This is a genomic window from Bradyrhizobium elkanii WSM2783 (genome assembly GCF_000472865.1).
Classification (GTDB): Bacteria; Pseudomonadota; Alphaproteobacteria; order Rhizobiales; family Xanthobacteraceae; genus Bradyrhizobium; species Bradyrhizobium elkanii_A.
On the sequence record NZ_AXAP01000015.1, the window covers coordinates 38,105 to 57,377 of the forward strand.

Sequence of the window (19,273 nt, forward strand, 5' to 3'; positions counted from 1 at the left end):
TTGCCGATTTTGCAATGGCGTTGCGCGCATGGTGAGGCTCCAGCTGTCACGCTTCCGTGCGCCGCGACGGTCGCCATTGCGCCGCACGACGACAGCGTCGATAGCAACGTCGTCCTCATCACCGGCAAAGGCACCATCGAGTCCTTCGGCGACGGGCCGCATATCATCAAGCGGGTCCTCTTCGAGCCCGGCATCACGCTGAAGCATTCGGCTCAGCTGCAGCTACTGAGCTGCACCGACCGCGAGATCTCCACCGCGGCAGTCGGTTGGTATGCCTGCGATGGCGCCGGCCACTGGCATGAAGTCCATTTTAGCGCGACCGGTGCGGCCGAGCTGACGCGCCGGCTCGAGGTCATCCTGCGCCGTTTCGACGAGATCGAGGCGCGGCTAGAGCGGCTGGAGCAACGCAGCGATGTCGACCATTGAGCGGCAACGTGCGGCGTTGCGGCGTGAACGGTGGATGCAGACCAGCGCGCATTCGCTTCGCCTGCTCGGCCGGCTTTATACGCGCGACTTCGATCCGAGCCAGCCGCGCGACGAGCACGGCCGCTGGGTCGATGCCGGCGGCAGCGATGGCGGCGGTGCGGCGCCCGTGATCGACACCGCCAAGGTCGAGGCCAAGACCCAGAGCAACGTCACCGCGGCCAGTGCCAAGGCGCTCGCCAACGGCGTTGAACCATTGCCGGGCAGCAAGGGCGAGCATCCCAACACGATCGGCTCCCGGCAACCGACGGCGAAGGGCGCCAAGCTGGCCTACGGCCAACCCGACGTCGCGTCGATGAAGCTCGACCCGAAGCGCTACGCCCACGACATCGCGCTGCTCGGCAACGCCGACTTCTATCCGAACTTCCGCGCCAAAGAGATGGCCGGTTCGACCGATGCCGCAACCCGCGCCGCGGTCGAGCACATGAAGGACAATCTGAAATTCCTGTACAGCTTCGCCGATAAGTCGACCCAGGTCTGGTACGACGGCGCCCGCGCCCTGGTCGACGACCGCGCCAAGCTCTGGGGCTTCAACGACGCCAGCGTTGCCGGGGTCTATGCCGCGCTGTCGCCGACCAAGGACTGGGATCAGAACGTCCACATCGCGGACATGCTGATGAAGACCTACAAGACCCAGCAGGGCCACCGCTGGGACGACGCGATGGAGGAACAGGCGAAGACGCTGTGGTCGGACAAGAACCAGGCCGTGGTCGACCTGGTGCGCGGCAAGACCCTCGGCGAACTGACGAGCCCGGCCGAGAAGGCGCTCTGGATCCGGACCTACGACGAGACCCACAACTCGACCGACTACCGCACCGTGCTGCCGAACGGCGCGCTCGGCGCCATCGTACGCAACAAGGACGGCAGCAACGCCAAGGTGGTCTGGCAGTCCCTGGCCTCGATCACTAACGCGGTGAAGGCGCTGGAGGCCAATGGCGATACCGCGACGATCTCGGCGGCGATGGGGACCGCGCACAAGGTGCGGTCGTTCTACAACAACATTCTTGATCCGCATTCCGCCAATGGTGACGTCACCATCGACACCCATGCGGTTGGCGCCGCGCTGCTGCGTTCGCTCAGCAACAAGACAGTGCCGGTGCTGCACAATTTCGGCCTGGCGCCCGACAAGGCCGACAAGCCGGAGGGCTGGGAAGCCGCCGGCTCATCGGTCAAGACCGGCTTAAGCGGGCTTTATCCGGTTTATGCGGAGGCCTACCGCGAGGCCGCCAAAGAGCTGGGGATTCAGCCGCGTCAATTGCAATCGGCGGTGTGGGTGGTAAAACGCGAGGCCTTCGGCAACCTTAGCAAAAAGCAGATTGCCGCCGTCGAGGACGCCTGGCGCGCCTATCACGACGATCCGAAGGTGACGCTCGAGGCGACGCAAGCGACGATCGCCGAGCTGGCTGGATTGAGGAAGCATGAACGACACGACCCAGAACGACATCATCAAGCTATTGAAGGAAGCCGGCGTCCCGGTGACCCGCGAGAATTACATCAATCTGAATTGGGGCGAGCCGCTGCCCGAGTGGACGGCGGAGCTGGAAATGGAATTGCCGAAAGAATTGCAGGACTGGTCGCTGTTCGAGACGCGCGACGGCGAGCTGCAGCTGAAGAAGTAGCGCAGGCGGAGCGCGCCCGCCGCTGGAGGCAGCTGCGGCAGAAGTGGGACGAAAGCCAGCACCCGCGCGATCCCGCCGGCACTTCGACCGGCGGTCAGTTCACCTCAAGCGGTGGCGGTAGCAGCAGCGGTGAAGCCGCCGCCGCGGTCCCGGTCGACGCCGAAGTCGTCAACGTCGGCGGCGATAAATGGAATCAGGAAATTGCCAAGGAGCTGGAGCGCGAGTATCAGGCGGCGCGCCCCGAGCTTGAGGAATTGGCGGCAGGGGCGGTTGGCGAATCCACCGTAACCGACGCGGATGAAGACGAGGAAGATCCGCCCTACGTCCCGGAAGAATGGGATTCGCTCTCGGGCGATGACCAGGAAGAGGCCGCGCAGGAATACAAGAGCAAGAACTACGACGACTACCTGCAGAGCGAGAGCGATAATTGGTACAGCGAGTATGCGCCCGACGATGCCCGGGTCTTGGTCGCGGAAAATTACAACGACGGCACCACGACTGACTGGGTGAGCGAAACGCTCGATGATCTGCGCAGCGACCGCAAGGCCGATGGGCTGCCGGACTTTCCGTTCACCGATCAGCAGATGATGGATGCGCTGACGATTGACTACGAAGCCTATGGCGGCGGCTCGACCAACGATCCGGAATTTTCCTGGGATGACGACAAGCTGACGGCGCCGGCCGGCTACGATCCGGCACAGCAGACATTGCCTGGCGTCGAGCCGCTGAAGCCGGAAGATTATCTGACGCCGAAGATGCGCGACGAGATCGAGAAGGCGCTCGCGGCGGAGTTCAACAAGCAGGGCGACGATCTCGCCGGCAAGATGGATCCGCCGGATTACCTCGGCGACAGCGCCAATGAATTCCTCGAGGAGTCCTGGAATTCGATGCAAGATTCGGAAAAGTTCGCCTGGCTCGAGAGCAACACCAACATCCTCGAAAAATACCAGGAAGCCGCCGAGACAGCGGACGCGCCGCAGGAGCTGGTGGTCGAAGCGCTGCCGAGCAAATTCGATCCGTTGCAGCAGAACGCCAGCGCCGAGCAGTATCAGCGCACCCAGGCTTTAGCGCGCTATCTCTCCGCCGAACGTGCCGTGCAGGTGCTGGAAGATCGCAAGTTGCCGGTGCCGAGCCGGCAAGCGCTGGCCAATATCGACAGTCAATTGTGGGGCGCCTGGAAGAGCAGCTCCACCTCCAAAAACGGCATGCTGCTGCAGGTCGCGACCGCCGATGAGCTGGAGGGCCGGCTCAATGCCAAGACCGCGACCGAGATCAACCGCGATGAGATGAAACGCTACGCCGATCAGTATTATGCGAACATCGGCGGCTACAACGGCGTTAAGGCCTACGTGCGCGCGAAATGGGAAGTGACGCAATATCTGCTCGACAAGGGCGGCATCAAAACCCTGCAGCTCTATCGTGGCATTCGGTTGCCGCCCGATGTGATTGCGAAACGGTTCAAGCATCTGCCGGCCGGCCGCCAGATCGAGGGCCACACTTTGATGCCGACTTTGGAGGTGGTGCGCAACGGTGCCGCCTCGACGTCGCTCAATGCCGGTGTCTCTAACGGTTGGGGCAATAGCGACAACCGGATCGTGTTGCGATTGGAAGTGCCGCGCACCGCAGCGCTGTCGGTGCCGGCCTACGGCATCAACGTCCATAGCGAGCGCGAGGTGGTGGTCGCCGGCACCGCCTGGAAGGGCTGGGATGCCTGGAAAGACACGGCCCCAGAATTTCATAAGGTACCGTTGGCGGCATAGCGATGGCCAACAAGCCCGAGCCCTACAAGATCGACATTGTGCTGATGGAGCTGCAGCAGCATCTGCCGCACTGGCTCGACCCCAAGGAACGCTATCCGGAAAAGTTCGACGCGATCCGCGACAAGCATCGCGAGCGCTGGATTGCTGAGCAGCAAGCCAGGGGCAAGAAGGCAAAGCGCGCCAAGCGCTTCCGAGACCTCAAGCGAAAATTTCTCGCGCGCTGACTGTCTGAAACCTTAGCGGAATTTCTGACGTCCGGAGTCTCTGGCTCCGGCGGGAGGCGGAGCTATGCCGATTTCACCACCGCACAACGGCGAAAGCCAGAGTGCATTTATGTCGCGCTGCGTCCCCGAGATGATCGGCGAGGGCGCCGACAAGCGACCGCAGGAGCAGGCCAACATTTGGCGCGAGAACAAGACGGCCAAGCAGATCGACCCCGAGGACTACGACGATCGGAGTGAGTTCATGTCCGATTGTCTCGAGGAAATTGGCGATCAAGACCAATGCCAGCTGATGTGGGATGAACGCGCGGCGAAAGGCGTCGTGCACAAGACCCACGCCGAGACCGTCAACGGCATGGACTTCGTGCTGTCGGACGAAACGCCGGATCGCATGGACGACATCATTATGTCGGACGGCTGGGATCTCGAACATTTCAAGAAAAATCCGATCGCGCTGTTCAACCACAAGAGCGATTTCCCGATCGGCAAATGGAAGAACCTGCGCGTCGAGGGCAGGGCGCTTCGCGGTCACCTCGAGCTGGCGCCGGCAGGCACTTCGCCCAGGATCGACGAGATCAGGCGCCTGGTCGAGGCCGGCATTTTGCGCGCGGTCAGCGTCGGCTTCCGGCCGATACAGCGCCGGTCGCGCAACGAAAAGGACGAACACGGATTCGGCGGCAGCATCTTCACCAAGAGTGAACTGGTGGAGACCTCGCTGGTCGCCGTGCCGGCCAACCCCAACGCATTGGCGGTGGCCAAGTCACTGAAGATTTCTCCCGCAACCATCGATCTCGTCTTCGCCGGGCAAGGCAAAGGGGACGGCATCAAGCGGCGCGGGCTCAACGGCGGGCAAGCCAATCGATCATACGGGAGTGATGGAAAGGGCACGACGATGTCGCTTGCTCAACAGTTTTCTCAACGCATTACCGCTGCGGAGAGTCGCCTGGTCGATCTCCGCGACAAGCTGACCGAACATTTCGCCAACGTCGACGATGAAAACGTCAGTGACGAGCAGCTCGAGACCGCCAGGGATCTCAACGCCAGGATCACCCAGGAAGAGCGTAGCCTCGAACAGCTGCGGATGTCCGAGCGGAATCTGGCCCTGGCCAGCAATGATGGTGGCCGCACCGTCATCCACAACAACGTGACGCGCAGCAACGACGACGATCGGTCGCAGCAGCGGCCGTTCAGCATGCCGAAAAAGAAACTGGATCCGCTCGACCTGTTGGTTCGCGCGGGGACCGTGCAGTTGTTCTCGCACCTGCGCCATGAGCCGCTCGACCAAGTTCGTCGCGCGATCTATGGCGAAGACGAGATGACCAGGGCGGTGATTGACTGGGCGACCAGGGCCGCCACCGCGCCGGCCAAGACCACGGTCACCGGCTGGGCGGCGGAGCTGGTCGGCCAGATCAACGCCGACTTCATGGAGCTGCTGCAGGCCAAGGCGATTTATCCGCGGCTTGCAGGGATGGGGCTCGGCCTGACGTTTGGTCGTAATGGCCGGATCATCATTCCGACCCGGAGCCGGACGCCGACCGTTGCCGGCTCGTTCGTCGGTGAAGGCATGCCGATCCCGGTGCGTCAGGCCGCGTTCACGGCGGCGACCCTGACGCCGAAGAAGATGGCGGTGATCACCACCTGGACCCGGGAAATCGACGAGCACTCAGTGCCCGCGATCGAGGGGCTGTTGCGCAACGCCATCCAGGAAGACACCGCGGTGTCGCTCGACAGCGTGCTGCTCGATACCAACCCGGCGACCACGATCCGGCCGGCGGGCATCCTCAACGGTGTGGCGGCTCTGCCGGCGACCGCTGGCGGCGGCTTCGCTGCGCTGGTTGGCGACATCAAGCAGGTCTCTGGCGCGTTGCTCACGGCCACGATGGGCAATGTGCGGAAGCCGGCCTGGCTGATGAACCCGCAGCAGGTGATGAGCGCTGGTCTCACCGCGGCGCCGGGCGTGGGTGCTTTCCCGTTCCAGGCCCAGATCGCGGCCGGCAACCTGCAGGGGTGGCCGATCATCGATTCCGGCACGGTGCCGCTCGGCACGGTGATCGCGGTCGATGCGGCGGACTTCTGCACGGTCGGCGGGGAAGGGCCGCGGTTCGAGATCTCGGACCAGGCCACGCTGCACCTGGAGGACACCACGCCGGCCGATATCGGCACGGCTGGTACGCCTCCGGTGGTCGCAGCTCCGGTCAAGTCGATGTGGCAGACGGACTCGCTCGCACTTCGTCTAATCCTGCCGATCAACTGGACGCTGCGCCGGAGTGGTGTTGTGGCCTGGGTGCAGGGCGTGACCTGGTAGACGACACAAGGGGCCGCAACGTGCGGCCCCTTTTGTTTTGAGGGGTGTGAACATGGATCGCATTGAAGAAGCGGCGCGGCAGCAATTGGCCGACGACCGAGAGCTGCGGCGCCTGATGCTGGAAGCTGCCCTTGCTGCATCGGACGTTCAACCGACTCCGACGCAGCTCGAAAACGACATGGCTGTCGTGATCCGTATCCCTTTGGAAAAAACTTATGACGGCAGCCCGATCGACCCCAGCTCTCCGGATCCGACCGAGCCGAGTCCGCCTGAGCTTCCACCGCCGACGTTGGCAAGCTTCACCCCAACCACAGCCGTGGCGCCGGCAACACTGACGCTGACGGCAACCGGCGCCAATTTCGGGCCGGACTGCAAGATCGTCTTCAACGGTAGTGAGTGTGCGACGACGGTCGTGTCCTCGAGCGAAGCGACGTGCTCGGTCACTGGCGATGTTGCCGCCACTTACGATGTGCTGGTGCGTGGCTTGAAGGGCGACAGCACCACTCAGCAATTCACGTTTACGGCCGTGCAACCGGAGGAGACCAAACGATGACCGATCAAGCCAACGAGCAGAGGGAAGCGGCCAAGAAGAAACTCGCCGAAGCGCGCGAGGCCCGCGACAAGGAGAGTGAGCGCATGGCCAAAGCCAAGCCGACTCCGACCCAGGAGGAGAATGACCTGGCGCGGCTCGGGGTCTACGTCGGCGAGCACGAGGACGATGGAAGCGGCCCTGATCCACATCAGCCTGGTGCGGCGCGCAAACCCGTGGACCATCAGAAGCGTCAGGTGGAGGCGGACAGATCGGCGCAGCGCAGCCCCTACAGCACCAGGGCCTCGTCGCCAAGCCACGAATGACGGTGCGTGGTTGGCTGTCACGGGCAGCTGGTCGCCTGATTGGCAAGGCCGAGGGCGAGTATCGCCGCGGACCCTGGTATTTGCCGGTGACCGGCGGGTGGTTGCCTGCCGGCGTCGGCGACAGCATCAACTGGTGGCAGAACGGCTACAATGTCGTCGGCCCGTCGACCCAGTCGGCGATGGTGGAGGCCTGCGTCTCGGCCTATTCGCAAACGGTGGCGATGTGCCCCGGCGATCACTGGCGGCTGAATAGCAAGGGCGGACGGGAGCGGGTGAAGAATTCGGCGCTCGCCCGCCTCTTGCGCCATCCCAACGAATACCAGTCGATTTCCGACTTCCTGCTGAACGCGACCCGCTCGCTGTATCTCGACGGCAATACCTATGCGCTCGGATTGCGCAACGACCGTTACGAGATCGACGAGCTGCATCTGATGAATTCGACGCTGTCGCACCCGCGATTGGCGGACAATGGCGAGATCTTTTATCAGCTCTACGGCAACGACGTGATCAACCAGAAGCTCGGCGAGACCGCGCTGCTGGTGCCGGCGCGCGACGTGCTGCACATCCGGCTGCACACCGTCCACCATCGGTTTCCGGTGCCGTTGGTCGGCGAGTCGCCGGTCGTTGCCGCCTATGATGACATCGGTGTCGGCGCCGCCATCGCCAAACAACAGATGGCGTTTTACCTGAACGAAGCGCGGCCCAGCGCGGTGCTGTCGACCGATCTGAAGCTCGACAAGGACCAGGTGCAGGCGCTGCGCGACCGCTGGAACGACCAGGCGCGTCAGCTGCATCAGGGCGGCACGCCAATCCTGACCGCAGGTCTGAAGGTGCAGCCGTGGTCGGTCGGCGGCAAGGACGCTGCGACCGCCGAGATCCTCAAGCTGTCGAATGAGCACATCGCGCTGGCGTTCCGGATCCCGCTGCAGATCCTCGGCATCGGCGGCACCACCTATTCATCGACCGAGCTTTTGATGCAGAGCTGGATCGCCTCCGGTCTCGGCTTTGCGCTCAACCACATTGAAGAGGCCTTCGGCGTGCTGTTCGCGCTGAAGGGCCAGCCGGACGAATACATCGAATTCGATACCGCGGCGCTGCTTCGGTCGGCGCTGAAGGATCGGATCGAGGCGCTCGCGCGCGGCGTACAAGGCGGCATCTATGCACCCAACGAGGCCCGTCAGAGCGAGGGCCTCGATGCCGTTCCGTTCGGCGATGAACCCCGCGTCCAGCAGCAAGTCGTGCCGCTGTCGGCGGCGGCTGCGATCCCCGCGGCGCCGTCGCCGAACGCGCCGCCATCGGCTGAACCGGTGCCGCCGCCGCCTCCCGAGAAGGGCAATCGCGATGCAATCCAACGGGAAGTCCGAAACCTATTTAGAGTCGCCGACCGCGCCGGCCGCCGAATGTCTTCTTGATGCATGGCGCGAGGCGCTCGGCGATGCGCTTGATATCGAGCGGCGGCAATGGCAGCGCGAGCGCGCGCTGATCGAAGCCCAGGCACAGACCGCGATCTCGAAAGCTGAGACTGTCATTGCGGAGCTGCGCGCCGAGTTCACCGCCTTCCGCACCGAGATGGCCGAACTGGTCAGGACACGGCTGGCCGAGCTGAAGGACGGCGCCCCTGGCGAGCGCGGGCCGATCGGTCCTGTCGGTGAGAAAGGCGATCCCGGGCCCGCGGGAATTCCCGGAGAGCAGGGTTTGCCTGGACCGGCAGGCCCGCCAGGCGCCAGTGGAGAGTCCGGTGAGCCGGGTTTGCCGGGGCCGGTCGGTGAGCCCGGGCCGGAGGGAAAGCCGGGCCCGGCAGGGCCGCGCGGCGAGCCGGGGGCGGCTGGACCACAGGGCGAGCCAGGAGCGCCAGGCGAAGCCGGCGAGCGCGGCGAGCGCGGCGAGCAGGGCCCGCAAGGTGAACGCGGAGAACGGGGCGAACGGGGCGAACAAGGAGAGCGAGGCGAACATGGCGAAAAAGGCGAACAAGGCGAAAGCGGCGCGCAAGGGCCACAAGGCGAGCCGGGCGAGCAAGGCGCTCGCGGCGCTCAAGGTGTCCCCGGTGAAAAGGGCGAGCGCGGTGAAAAGGGCGAACCCGGTACGGCGGGCCAGCCGGGGCCGATAGGTCCGCGCGGCGAGCCGGGCGAGCAAGGCGCTCGCGGCGCTCAAGGTGTCCCCGGTGAAAAGGGCGAGCGCGGCGAAAAGGGCGAACCCGGTACGGCGGGCCAGCCGGGGCCGATAGGTCCGCGCGGCGAGCCGGGCCCCCAAGGCGCGCGCGGCGAAAAGGGTGAACCTGGTGCGGCGGGCGCGCCGGGGCCGATAGGTCCGCGCGGCGAACCCGGTCCCCAAGGCGAGCGCGGTGACGACGGGCGCGACGGCGCCCCAGGCGAGCGCGGCGAGAAGGGGGACAGGGGCGAGACCGGTGCATTGCCGATGGTCCGCGCCTGGACCGACGACGACGTCTCCTATGCGGGCGACGTCGTTTTCTGCGATGGCGCCACCTGGCAAGCCAAGAAAGACACCGCGCAGAAGCCGCCGCACAAGGATTGGATCTGCCTGGCCGCCGCCGGCCAGGATGGCCGCGATGCCGTGATGCCGACCATCGTCGGCACTTACCGCGATGGCGGGATCTATTGCGCGTTTAACATCGTCGCGTTGAACGGCTCCAGCTTCATCGCCCGCAAAGACAATCCCGGACCATGCCCCGGCGACGGTTGGCAGCTGATCGCCTCCGCCGGCAAGCCTGGCAAGCCGGGACCGAAGGGCGAGCAGGGCGCACCAGGGCAGCGCGGCGAGCGCGGCCTGCCTGGTCTGACGGTGGTGGGCTGGAAGGTCGACCCCGAGGACTATTCGGTCACGCTGGTCACGTCGGACGGCGAGATCGAGCCGCTGCGGTTGCGCCGCCTGTTCGAGCAATTCCACATCGAGACACGCTAATGGCTGACATCACGATCAAGGTGCTGGCGCCGGCCGACAGCTATGATCTGGTGACGCTCGACGAGATGAAGATCATGCTCGGAATCTCGCCCTCGGCGACGACCGACGATCCCCAACTCGAGACGTGGATCACGCAGTATTCCGACGTGATCGCGACGATGTGCAATCGGGTGTTTGCCAAGGAGAAGGTCGAGGAGACCTGGCGCGGCGATCTGCCGCCTTACGACACGCAAAATGGTCGGATCTTTCTCACCCATTATCCGGTCGCCGATGCCGACGTCGAATTGGTGAGCGCGAATGGCACCGTGATCGATCCGGTGAGCTATGAGATCGAGAACCGCACTGGCAAATTGCAACTCTTCAGCTCCTGGTCGGAGCCACTCCGCATCACCTATTCCGGCGGCTACGATTTGCCCGAGGAGACGCCGCCGGCCTTGAAGCAGGCCTTGGCGATCATGGTCGGCGCGGCGCGCATGCAAGCCGCGCAACAGCTCACCAGCGGCATCCGCTCGATCTCGCACCGGGAAAGCCGCGTGCAATTCTTCGATGTCAACGCCGCGATGGCGAAGATGGGCGGCAGCGGCCCGATCGGCATGGCCGGCGATACCGTCAACGCGCTGCTCTACAAGTACATGCGGATCTATGTTTAGCGTCGTACTCGACGACGTCATCAATCTGGTGACCAAGTTCGACACGCTCGCCAAACAGGTCAGCAATCTGCATCAGGCCGTGCCGCAAGAGCTGACCACCTGGCAGCGCGAAGACATGCGCCGCAAATATCCGAACATGACGGTCGCCGCGCCCGGCAACCAGACCGCGGCGATCACCCTGATCTGGCCGCGCGCGCGGTTCGAGCGACCACAGCAGTCCGGCAAGCAGCCGAACACTGCGCGTGGGCCGAAAACCTATCGGCCCAAGGGCGCCGGTCCTGGCCGGCAGCCGGCTTCGAACCGGCCGATCCTGCGCGAGGTGCTGAAGGATCAGCTTGACCAGCGCATGCTCACCTTGACGCAAGAGGCAATGCAATGGCCGTGAACCTCGACGTGCTGCTGCAGGCGTCGATCTTCGACGTCTGGGCGGTGCCGGTGACGTTCGTGCCGTTCGCCTCGCAGCCGATGGCCGGCAGCTATCAAGGGCGCGGCATCCTCAACACCTACAGCGCCGATGTGATGGGGATGGACCATCACATCTATTCCGATCAGCGCACCATTCTCGACATCCGCGAGAGCGAGTTCAGCGTGCTGCCGCAGCAGAACGATCACGTCATCATTCCGGCGGACTGCAATGGCGTGCCGAAAGGCGAGTACCAGGTCACCGACACCACCAGCGACGGCGGTGGCCAGACCGTGCTCGAATTGAAGAAGATCGACACCAGGACCGGCTGATGGGCATCACCGACACCCAGAGCTATTCCCTGGTGATCCGCGACATTTTCTACGACGTGCTGGCTGCCGATCTGTTCTTCGCCAACTACCACAAGCGCAAGAACAAGATGCTGCAGGTGCAGAGCGAGCTGATCCCTTATCTCGGCGTCTACATCATCGACGAGACCATGTTGCCCGACGGTGATCCCAACGCCGGCTGCATTCGGTTCTCACATACATTGCGGATCGGCTTCTCGGTGATCATCGCCCACAACGATCCGGTGGTCGCGGAGCAGACCATCGACGCCGCGTTCTGGCACATCATGCAGCGACTGTGGCGTGACCAGTACATCATGAACGTGCTGGACACCTACAATCCACATACCGGCATTTCGAACCCGGACAACACGCGGATCGAGAGTATCACCCGCGGCACCCGCCGCCATGTGTTCGGCACCGCGCAGTTCAACAACGAAACCCCGGTCGCCGAGCTGCAGTACGACGTCTCGTGTTTCTATCGCACCGACTGGTGGCCGGAGATCACCGACACGCTCGACGAGATCGACGTCAGCACCGGGATCAAGATCGGCGATACCCCCGAAGAGATGGCGCAGCGTCAACAGCTGCATGCCAAGTACGTCTTCGCCCCTGCACCTGAAAAGGAAACGGAGAAAGCAGATGACTGAGAAAAACATTTCGCTGCGCAAGCAGCGTCAGAATGAGCGCCTCGCCAAGGTGCGGTCGTTCCAACCGAAGGGCGTGCGGGTGCTGCCGGCCAGTGATGAGCTGCGCAAGGTTTTGAAGCATCCGAACGGCATGGGCTTCCGGCCCGAGGGCTCGAGCGAATGGCCGAACGATCGCTTCACCAAGCGACGGATCGCCGATGGCTCCGTCACGCTCGAGGGGAGCGGAGCGAAGAGCGAAGAGAAGCCACCGCCACGACGATACAGCCAACGATCCGAACCCAGCAGCGCCGCCTAACCAGCGGCGCTTTTCATTTGAGAGGAGGCGTTCATGCCGATCAGCTTTGCCAACATCCCTGCCAACATCAAGGTGCCGCTCTACTGGGTCGAGGTCGACCCGTCGATGGCCGGCCTGCCCTCGATCAATCTCCGCGCGCTGATGGTCGGCATCATGACCGCCGATGGCGACGCCACGCCCGACGTGCCGATTCCGATCGGCAGCCAGGCGCAGGCCGACATGCGGTTCGGCCAGGGCAGCGAACTGTCCCGCATGTTTCAGGCCTACTACGCCAACAACTTCGCCAACGAGGTCTGGGGCCTGCCGCTGGCAGAGCCGGTCGGCGCGGCGGCAGCATCCGGGACCATCACCGTAGTCACGGCGCCGGCTGAGGCCGGCACCATTCATCTCTACATCGCCGGCACCCATGTGCCGGTTAATGTCACGCCGACCGACACGATCGATGTTATCGCCGCGGCGATTGCTGCCGCGATCAATGAGGATGACACCTTGCCGGTCACGGCGGTGGCAGCTCCAGCGCCAGCCGCCACGGTCACCTTGACCGCGATGTGGAAGGGCATTCTCACCAACGACATCACGGTGTCGCTGAACTATTACGGCGCCCGCGGTGGCGAGAAGCTGCCGCCCGGTCTTGAGATCACCCTGCCGACCGACGGTCTGTTGACCGGCGGCTCCGGCACGCCCGTGTTCGACGACGCCATCAACAACATGGGGGAGGAGCCGTTCGAATACGTGGCGATGCCCTACACCGACAGCTCGTCGCTGTTCGATTGGGACCAGGAGTTCGGCTTCACCGATGACGGCCGTTGGGGTTGGCAGCGCCAGCTGTTCGGCCACGTGTTCTCGGCCAAGCGCGGCACCTACGCCGACCTGCTGTTGTTCGGTCAGCTGCACAACTCCGGCGTCGAATCGATCATGGCGTTCGAAGTGGCGTCACCGTCGCCATGCTTCGAATGGGCCGCCGCCTATGCCGCCAAGGCCCAGCGCGCCCTGGTCAATGATCCGGCCCGGCCGCTGCAGGCGCTGTCGTTCAACAAGATCAAGGCCGCCGGCATCCACGAGCGGTTCAATTTCGCCGAGCTGAATTCGTTGGCCTCGAACGGTCTTGCGATCCAGAAAATCGGCGCCGACAAGCAGCCGATGATCGCCCGAGAGCAAACCACCTATCAGTGGAATCTCTACGGTCAGACCGACGATGCCTACGAGCTGGTGACCACTTTGGCGACGCTGGCCAAGCTGCTGCGCAACCAGCGCCACGCCATCACCTCGAAATTCCCGAGGCATAAGCTTGCCAATGACGGCACGCGGTTTGGACCCGGCCAGGCCATCGTCACGCCTGGCATCATCAAGGGCGAGCTGATCGCGCAATATCAGCAGGATATGTGGAGCGGCCTGGTCGAAGATCTGCGCAACTTCAAACGGCACCTGCTGGTGGAGCGCGATCCGGACAATCCGAACCGCGTCAACGTGCTGTATCCGCCGGACCTCATCAACCAGCTGCGCATCTTCGCCGTGCTGGCGCAGTTCCGCCTGCAGTACGACCGCGGCATCGACAACGTCATCATCGGCCAGAACCAGCCGCCCTACAACGCCGCGTCGAACGCATAACCATTAGGAGGGAAACATGGCACAGAGAATTGCGGGCATCGCCTTCCTGACGGTGGACGGCGTGCAAATGGCAGTGCGCGGCAACTTCACGGTCAGTCCGTCACCGGTCGAACGCACGATGATCGCGGGACAGGACGGCGTGCACGGCTATCAGGAATTGCCGCGCGTGCCCTACATCGAAGCCGATCTCTCGACCATGCCAGGCTTCTATCTGGAAGACCTGATGGACGAGACCGACGTCACCGTGGTGGCGCAGCTCGCCAACCACATGCAGTACACGCTGATCGCGGCCACCTGCAAGGGCGGGTTCGAGAACAACACCCGCGACGGCCAGGTGCGGGTGCGCTGGGAAGGCGTCACCTGTGAGGAGGTCAGCATATGAACGTTAGCCCGAAGCGCGAAGGCTTCATCAACGACGAGGGCGACAATCGGATCGCGCGTCCGATGGTCGACGTCACGCCGGAGAAGCCGGCGGCCGAGAGGAAGTCGCGCCCCGTCCAGGAGCCGGCGATCGAGCCATCGCCGGCCGAGCAGGATCCGGGGTCGACCGAGCTAGAATGGCCGATCACCGTCAAGCTGCTGCACAAGCCGATCCGCAACAACAAAGGCGAGAAGATCCGCGAGATCACCCTGCGGGAGCCGCGCGCCGCCGACATCAACCGCTATGGCAATCCGGTGCGGATCGACCAGGAGGGCGAGGTGCGGATCGAGGAGCGCAAGATGACCTTCATCATCGCCGCGCTGTCCGACATCCTGCCGCCGTTCATCGAGGACATGCATCCACGGGATTGGAACAGCGTGGCGTTTCGCCTGCAGCGTTTTTTTCTTCCCGATCCAGCGGCTTGGTAGGCAGCGAGGACGACGTCATCCTCGACTGCTATCGGCTGGCGCGCTGGTACCACGTCAACCCCGACATCTTCCTGTCCATGCCACTGACTGAGGTCGCGACGCATCTGCATCGCACGGCGCAACTCGATCGCGAACAGCAGCAGGCCAAGAGTGAAGACGACTAATGCCAACGGAAGAGGAAGAGCTACGCTTAACCGTTAGCCTCGTCGACAATGCGTCGGCGGGGATCGCGAAGCTGCGCGAGGAAATGCAGAGCCTCGGCGGCGGCGCGACCGCGCAGGGCGTGGAGAAGTTCAAGCGCGAACAGAGTGCGCTGCAGGAATCCGCCAAGGGGCTCGAGGGCGAGGTTTCTAACCTAGCCGGCGGGCTCGCCAACATGGGCAAGGTCTCCGCCACCACGGCCTTGGGCGTTACGGCGCTCGGTTATGCGTTCTACAAAGGAGTCGGCTTTGTAAAGGACTGGGCGGCTAGCCTGCGCGAAATTCAGCAGGTAAGCCGCGCCATCGGTGTCGGCGGCTCTCACATCAAGAACATGATCGAGCAGTTCGGCGCGGTTGGCGTCAGCGCCGAGACGGTGGTGTCCAACATCGCCAAGATGTCCGACACCATCGCGGAGGTCGGGAGAGCGGGCAGCCAGCTCAAGGACGAGATGATCCGGAATGCCGGCGTTGCCGGATCAGGTGCTGCTCAAGCCATGAAGGAGCTGCTCGAGCAGCTGCCGAAACTGGATTCTGCGGAAAAGCAATATACCGCCATCGCGCAGGCGCGACATAACATCATTCTCAATTTGATGCGCGACCAAGGGAAGTCGCTGCAGGAAGCGACCTCGATCGCGAATAAGTGGGCAGCGCCGTTCCTGGACAAGAGCCTGCTCGGCGCGCTCGAAGCAGTCAAGGAGCAGACCGACGCCTGGTACAAAGCCGAAGAACGGCGGATGCAATTGGGGACCGAGTTTTCCAACCAGCTCGGTGAAATGGCCCAGACGTGGTCGTCGATCAGCGACATCATCAAGACGTTGCCGCTGCCGGCGCTGACCGAAGGATTGAAGGTCATCAATCAAGACCTCAGGGATATCCTCTCGGTATTCCAGGCGATCGAAAAAGTCGTCATTTTCATCGAGGAGACATGGGCGAAAGTTACACAAACGAAGCCGGATGAGGCGAAACGGAATATTCAGGAACGGTTCGGTCGGTTTGGTCTGGGCGTTACACCAGAGCAGCAGGAGCAACTGAGGCAACAGCAAGGTCAGCAAAAGCAGGCCGACGAACAAAAGCAATCGATCGACGACAATAAGAAGGCGACCGAAGAAAATACCGGGGCGCTGAATTCGATCGGCAATATGTTCAAGGGGCTGTTCCATCGATCGGCCTATGGCGGTATCGGCGCTGGCGGCGAAGGTTACGGTGGCATGGTGCAACGGGCTTCGTTGACCGGCGCCAACAATGCGCTGGTACAGCAGGCATCGTTCCGAGACATGGTGCAGCAAGCCGCCTTCACGCCCGGCGGTGGCTTGGGACGGACGCCGGGCGGCGCGCCGATGTTCGGCGGTGGTGGTGGCAGTTGGGGCGGCGGTGGTGGTGCCGCCGACTACAGCGGCGCGGGCGGCGTCGTCGGTGGTGGGGCCTTTGGCTATAGCGGCGACGCGCAGGGCGGCGCTGGTGCGTTTCCATCCGCTCCCGGAGGCGGTGGCGCCGGGGCGGCCGATGGCAGCGGCGGCACGCCGAACGGCAGCAGCGTCGGCCCCGGCCAATCCGCCGCGGGCAATGCAGCCTCCGGCAACGGTGAGGTCGGACCGGCGGCGGCGCTGGCCTTTGCGCGACAGCATCTCGGCGAAGACGAAATCAAAGATCAGACCAAGCTGAGCGGCTTTTTCCGCGAGCAGGGCATCAAGGTCAATCCGGCAACCACCGCATGGTGCGCGGCCTTCGTCAACGCCAATCTCAAACAGGCCGGCCTCAAGGGTTCTGGCTCGCTGGTCGCGACGAGTTTCTTGAACTACGGCTCGGCGGTCAAATCAGGGGACGTGCAGGCGGGCGACATTGGCGTATTGGCGCGGGGCCGCCGCGCCGGTCAAACCGGCGGCCATGTTGGTTTTCTCACGGGCAACACGCGGAAAAATCCGCGAACCGGTGAACTGGAAGTGGAGATGCTCGGCGGCAACCAAGGTGGCACCGCCTCCGGACGTGGCGGCGTCTCAACTCAGTGGCGGCCGGCATCGCAGGTAACGGTGCGCCGCCCGGACTATACGCCCAACGGGCAGACCGCCGGTCCCGGCACCGGCAAGGGCGCGGGCGAAACACCGGCCCCGGCCGATGGTGCACAGGCTGCCGGCGGGTTGACGGCAAATCCGCATGATCCAAGCGACAAGAGCATTCCAGCTTCGATCCGCAATGCCAATGTCGGGGCTTCATGGCCGCGTGCTGCAGATGCAAAGTATGGCGGCAGCGTTGGCGTGCTCGGCGATCCCGCCAACAAGATCGGGAAATTTTCGACCGTTGAAGGCGGCATGGCCTCCAACATGGAATTGCTGGCACAAAAATATCAGGGAATGACGGTCTCCTCGGCAATCTCTAAATGGAGCGGAAGTCATCGGTCTCGCGTCCCCGGATTTGCACCGGGAGAGACGGTCACGGCGGACATTCTCAACGATCCGGAAAAACGCCGCGCATGGTTTCACGCGCTGGCGAAAGCCGAGGCTGGCAAGGATTGGGTCAGCGACGAGCAGATCGATCGCGCCTACGACATCTACAAGGCCGGCGGGATCAAGCAGTGGCAGGCTCAAAGAGAAGGGGCTGGCGCAACAGCGTCCTTACCGGGTGGCAGCTCTCAGAGCGCTTTCCGCAGCGGCGGTGGCTATAGCGTTCTCGCCGAAGACCGCCAGCAGATCGACAAATCGCAGGCCGCATCCACCAAGGTCGAGGGCAGCGGCAAGATCCGCGTCGATGTCAACGCGCCGAAGGGCACCAAGGTCGGCGCCGAAGGCGGCGGCCTATTCAAGGACGTCGAGGTCAACCGACAGACCCAGATGGAGCCGGCGCGACGTTCGGCGCAGGCCGCCGACGAACCGATGAACATCTAAAGAGGAAAACGATGGCAACGGTGTTCGACCTGCCAACGGCGTGGCGCGATCGGTTGATGCAGGCGTCGTTCCGCAACGCGCGCTTTCACTGCGAGGTCAACAGCCAGGAGAGCGGCCGGCGCATCGTCGAGCACGAGTTTCCGAAGAAAGAGCTGCCTTACGCCGAGGACATGGGCCGCGTCGCGCGCGCGTTCACGCTACGCGGCTACTGCATCGTCTATCCCTACGACGACGAAGCCAACGACATCCTGTACCGCCGCAACTACCAGCTGGCGCGCAACCGCTTGATCCTCGCGCTCGAGGAGGAAGGCCCGGGCCGGCTGCGGCTGCCGACCCTCGGCGACAAGATTGTTGTCTGTCCGCGCTACCGGGTCACCGAGGAAGAGCGCTTCGGCGGCTTTTGCGTGTTCGACATGACCTTCCAAGAGCAGGGGATCGATCCGGCGCTGTGGGTGCCGATCGTCGACACCGCGGGCGCCCTAATGAATGAAAGCCGGAACATGCGCAACGAGGCGCAACGTGTGCTCGCCAATCCGCCAGCCGAGATCAATGCATGAAACGGCAGGACGCGATCGAAGCCGCCGGCATCGTCGATCGCATGCTGGCGAATTTGATCGCGACCGTGCCGTCGAAAGGCCGCGCCTGCTCGCAGGCCCGCACCACGATCGGCGACACCCGGGCCAACGCCTTCAAGCTGCTGATCGAGGACGCGATCGGGCCGCCGCTCGACGCCTGCTTCGATGAGGCCAGGTTGGCCGGCACGACATTGCAACAGATCGAAAGTGTGCGGCGGCAGCTCGATGCCGAGATCACGACGACGTTGGGCGGCATCCTGGTGAAGAATGCCAGCGTACGGTTCTGCCTCGCCACTTCCGGCGCGATCATCGCGACAATGGATTTCGTCAGCCGGCAGGACGTCGCCCAGCGGAAGAGCGAGATGTCGCAGCCCTTCGCCGAGGCCGCCGAGATCGCCGCCGACGACATGGACTCGATGAGCTACCAGGCGCTGGTGAGGCTTCATGCCGCGATCACCAACCACCTGGTCGAGACCGCGCGCCCCTTGCCCAGGATGCTCAACTATCAGTTTGCCGATGTGCTGCCGTCGCTGGTGCTGGCCTATCGGCTCTATGACGACGCCTCGCGCGCCGACGAAGTCCGCGAGGAAAACAAAATCGTGCACCCCGCGTTCTGTCCAATACAAGGCCAGGCGTTATCGCAATGACCCCACGC

At 63.8% G+C, this 19,273-nt stretch carries 21 protein-coding genes; 20 read left to right on the plus strand and 1 reads right to left on the minus strand.

Annotated features, from left to right (window positions below; translation table 11 throughout):
* From YY7_RS0115860 to YY7_RS51735, 7 genes are all read left to right on the plus strand, one after another.
* Nucleotides 1-426, plus strand: coding sequence for a hypothetical protein (locus YY7_RS0115860; protein WP_028164112.1), 426 nt, complete (start codon nucleotides 1-3; stop codon nucleotides 424-426).
* On the plus strand, nucleotides 413-3,862 hold the full coding sequence (locus YY7_RS0115865) for a DUF7178 family protein (RefSeq protein WP_155255198.1): 3,450 nt from the start codon (nucleotides 413-415) through the stop codon (nucleotides 3,860-3,862). The genes YY7_RS0115860 and YY7_RS0115865 overlap by 14 nt, the downstream gene beginning before the upstream one ends.
* 2 nt (nucleotides 3,863-3,864) lie before the next feature.
* A complete protein-coding gene (locus tag YY7_RS0115870) occupies nucleotides 3,865-4,086 on the plus strand; it encodes a hypothetical protein (protein WP_028164114.1) in 222 nt (73 codons plus the stop codon).
* A 64-nt stretch (nucleotides 4,087-4,150) separates the two neighbouring features.
* Nucleotides 4,151-6,388: a phage major capsid protein gene (locus tag YY7_RS0115875; protein ID WP_080663707.1), complete on the plus strand. Its 2,238-nt coding sequence runs from the start codon at nucleotides 4,151-4,153 to the stop codon at nucleotides 6,386-6,388.
* 52 nt (nucleotides 6,389-6,440) lie between these two features.
* Nucleotides 6,441-6,941, plus strand: a complete 501-nt coding sequence (locus YY7_RS0115880; RefSeq protein WP_028164116.1) for an IPT/TIG domain-containing protein — start codon at nucleotides 6,441-6,443, stop codon at nucleotides 6,939-6,941.
* On the plus strand, nucleotides 6,938-7,243 hold the full coding sequence (locus tag YY7_RS0115885) for a hypothetical protein (RefSeq protein ID WP_028164117.1): 306 nt from the start codon (nucleotides 6,938-6,940) through the stop codon (nucleotides 7,241-7,243). Before YY7_RS0115880 ends, YY7_RS0115885 begins: the two co-directional genes overlap by 4 nt.
* Nucleotides 7,240-8,655, plus strand: coding sequence for a phage portal protein (locus YY7_RS51735; RefSeq protein WP_080663708.1), 1,416 nt, complete (start codon nucleotides 7,240-7,242; stop codon nucleotides 8,653-8,655). The genes YY7_RS0115885 and YY7_RS51735 overlap by 4 nt, the downstream gene beginning before the upstream one ends.
* On the opposite strand, the gene YY7_RS63150 is transcribed toward YY7_RS51735, so the two are convergent.
* Nucleotides 8,615-9,574 (minus strand): hypothetical protein, encoded by a 960-nt coding sequence (locus YY7_RS63150; protein ID WP_051396730.1) that lies wholly within the window; start codon nucleotides 9,572-9,574, stop codon nucleotides 8,615-8,617. The genes YY7_RS51735 and YY7_RS63150 overlap by 41 nt on opposite strands.
* Nucleotides 9,575-9,652: 78 nt before the next feature.
* Between YY7_RS63150 and YY7_RS63155 the strand changes: the two genes are divergently transcribed.
* From YY7_RS63155 to YY7_RS0115955, 13 genes are read left to right on the plus strand one after another with little or no spacing between them, the layout of a single operon-like run.
* Nucleotides 9,653-10,162, plus strand: coding sequence for a hypothetical protein (locus YY7_RS63155; RefSeq protein WP_245287290.1), 510 nt, complete (start codon nucleotides 9,653-9,655; stop codon nucleotides 10,160-10,162).
* Nucleotides 10,162-10,812, plus strand: coding sequence for a hypothetical protein (locus YY7_RS0115900; RefSeq protein ID WP_028164118.1), 651 nt, complete (start codon nucleotides 10,162-10,164; stop codon nucleotides 10,810-10,812). Before YY7_RS63155 ends, YY7_RS0115900 begins: the two co-directional genes overlap by 1 nt.
* A complete protein-coding gene (locus tag YY7_RS0115905) occupies nucleotides 10,805-11,197 on the plus strand; it encodes a hypothetical protein (protein ID WP_028164119.1) in 393 nt (130 codons plus the stop codon). The genes YY7_RS0115900 and YY7_RS0115905 overlap by 8 nt, the downstream gene beginning before the upstream one ends.
* Nucleotides 11,188-11,547: a hypothetical protein gene (locus YY7_RS0115910; RefSeq protein WP_028164120.1), complete on the plus strand. Its 360-nt coding sequence runs from the start codon at nucleotides 11,188-11,190 to the stop codon at nucleotides 11,545-11,547. Before YY7_RS0115905 ends, YY7_RS0115910 begins: the two co-directional genes overlap by 10 nt.
* Nucleotides 11,547-12,212, plus strand: coding sequence for a hypothetical protein (locus YY7_RS0115915; protein ID WP_028164121.1), 666 nt, complete (start codon nucleotides 11,547-11,549; stop codon nucleotides 12,210-12,212). The genes YY7_RS0115910 and YY7_RS0115915 overlap by 1 nt, the downstream gene beginning before the upstream one ends.
* Nucleotides 12,205-12,507 carry a hypothetical protein gene (locus YY7_RS0115920; protein WP_028164122.1) on the plus strand — a complete coding sequence of 101 codons (303 nt, stop codon included), beginning with the start codon at nucleotides 12,205-12,207 and terminating at the stop codon, nucleotides 12,505-12,507. The genes YY7_RS0115915 and YY7_RS0115920 overlap by 8 nt, the downstream gene beginning before the upstream one ends.
* Nucleotides 12,508-12,540: 33 nt before the next feature.
* The gene (locus YY7_RS51745) at nucleotides 12,541-14,115 is read left to right on the plus strand and encodes a phage tail sheath C-terminal domain-containing protein (RefSeq protein ID WP_051396732.1); all 1,575 of its coding nucleotides are present in this window, start codon (nucleotides 12,541-12,543) and stop codon (nucleotides 14,113-14,115) included.
* Nucleotides 14,116-14,131: 16 nt separating this feature from the next.
* Nucleotides 14,132-14,497: a phage tail tube protein gene (locus tag YY7_RS51750; RefSeq protein WP_051396733.1), complete on the plus strand. Its 366-nt coding sequence runs from the start codon at nucleotides 14,132-14,134 to the stop codon at nucleotides 14,495-14,497.
* A complete protein-coding gene (locus tag YY7_RS0115935; RefSeq protein ID WP_028164123.1) occupies nucleotides 14,494-14,964 on the plus strand; it encodes a phage tail assembly protein in 471 nt (156 codons plus the stop codon). Before YY7_RS51750 ends, YY7_RS0115935 begins: the two co-directional genes overlap by 4 nt.
* Nucleotides 14,958-15,128, plus strand: coding sequence for a hypothetical protein (locus tag YY7_RS60355; protein WP_155255199.1), 171 nt, complete (start codon nucleotides 14,958-14,960; stop codon nucleotides 15,126-15,128). Before YY7_RS0115935 ends, YY7_RS60355 begins: the two co-directional genes overlap by 7 nt.
* Nucleotides 15,128-18,043: a hypothetical protein gene (locus YY7_RS56565; protein WP_028164124.1), complete on the plus strand. Its 2,916-nt coding sequence runs from the start codon at nucleotides 15,128-15,130 to the stop codon at nucleotides 18,041-18,043. Before YY7_RS60355 ends, YY7_RS56565 begins: the two co-directional genes overlap by 1 nt.
* A gap of 11 nt (nucleotides 18,044-18,054) precedes the next feature.
* Nucleotides 18,055-18,600 carry a DNA circularization N-terminal domain-containing protein gene (locus tag YY7_RS0115950; protein ID WP_028164125.1) on the plus strand — a complete coding sequence of 182 codons (546 nt, stop codon included), beginning with the start codon at nucleotides 18,055-18,057 and terminating at the stop codon, nucleotides 18,598-18,600.
* Entirely contained in the window at nucleotides 18,597-19,265 is a 669-nt protein-coding gene (locus tag YY7_RS0115955; protein ID WP_028164126.1) for a hypothetical protein, read from the plus strand. The genes YY7_RS0115950 and YY7_RS0115955 overlap by 4 nt, the downstream gene beginning before the upstream one ends.
* Nucleotides 19,266-19,273 lie beyond the last annotated feature (8 nt).

Excerpts from the sequence above, each read along its gene's own strand:
- YY7_RS0115865 (WP_155255198.1), top strand. The coding sequence starts at position 413 with ATGTCGACCATTGAGCGGCAACGTGCGGCGTTGCGGCGTGAACGGTGG.
- YY7_RS0115870 (WP_028164114.1), top strand. The coding sequence starts at position 3,865 with ATGGCCAACAAGCCCGAGCCCTACAAGATCGACATTGTGCTGATGGAG.
- YY7_RS0115875 (WP_080663707.1), top strand. The coding sequence starts at position 4,151 with ATGCCGATTTCACCACCGCACAACGGCGAAAGCCAGAGTGCATTTATG.
- YY7_RS0115880 (WP_028164116.1), top strand. The coding sequence starts at position 6,441 with ATGGATCGCATTGAAGAAGCGGCGCGGCAGCAATTGGCCGACGACCGA.
- YY7_RS0115885 (WP_028164117.1), top strand. The coding sequence starts at position 6,938 with ATGACCGATCAAGCCAACGAGCAGAGGGAAGCGGCCAAGAAGAAACTC.
- YY7_RS51735 (WP_080663708.1), top strand. The coding sequence starts at position 7,240 with ATGACGGTGCGTGGTTGGCTGTCACGGGCAGCTGGTCGCCTGATTGGC.
- YY7_RS0115900 (WP_028164118.1), top strand. The coding sequence starts at position 10,162 with ATGGCTGACATCACGATCAAGGTGCTGGCGCCGGCCGACAGCTATGAT.
- YY7_RS0115905 (WP_028164119.1), top strand. The coding sequence starts at position 10,805 with ATGTTTAGCGTCGTACTCGACGACGTCATCAATCTGGTGACCAAGTTC.
- YY7_RS0115910 (WP_028164120.1), top strand. The coding sequence starts at position 11,188 with ATGGCCGTGAACCTCGACGTGCTGCTGCAGGCGTCGATCTTCGACGTC.
- YY7_RS0115915 (WP_028164121.1), top strand. The coding sequence starts at position 11,547 with ATGGGCATCACCGACACCCAGAGCTATTCCCTGGTGATCCGCGACATT.
- YY7_RS0115920 (WP_028164122.1), top strand. The coding sequence starts at position 12,205 with ATGACTGAGAAAAACATTTCGCTGCGCAAGCAGCGTCAGAATGAGCGC.
- YY7_RS51745 (WP_051396732.1), top strand. The coding sequence starts at position 12,541 with ATGCCGATCAGCTTTGCCAACATCCCTGCCAACATCAAGGTGCCGCTC.
- YY7_RS51750 (WP_051396733.1), top strand. The coding sequence starts at position 14,132 with ATGGCACAGAGAATTGCGGGCATCGCCTTCCTGACGGTGGACGGCGTG.
- YY7_RS0115935 (WP_028164123.1), top strand. The coding sequence starts at position 14,494 with ATGAACGTTAGCCCGAAGCGCGAAGGCTTCATCAACGACGAGGGCGAC.
- YY7_RS56565 (WP_028164124.1), top strand. The coding sequence starts at position 15,128 with ATGCCAACGGAAGAGGAAGAGCTACGCTTAACCGTTAGCCTCGTCGAC.
- YY7_RS0115950 (WP_028164125.1), top strand. The coding sequence starts at position 18,055 with ATGGCAACGGTGTTCGACCTGCCAACGGCGTGGCGCGATCGGTTGATG.
- YY7_RS0115955 (WP_028164126.1), top strand. The coding sequence starts at position 18,597 with ATGAAACGGCAGGACGCGATCGAAGCCGCCGGCATCGTCGATCGCATG.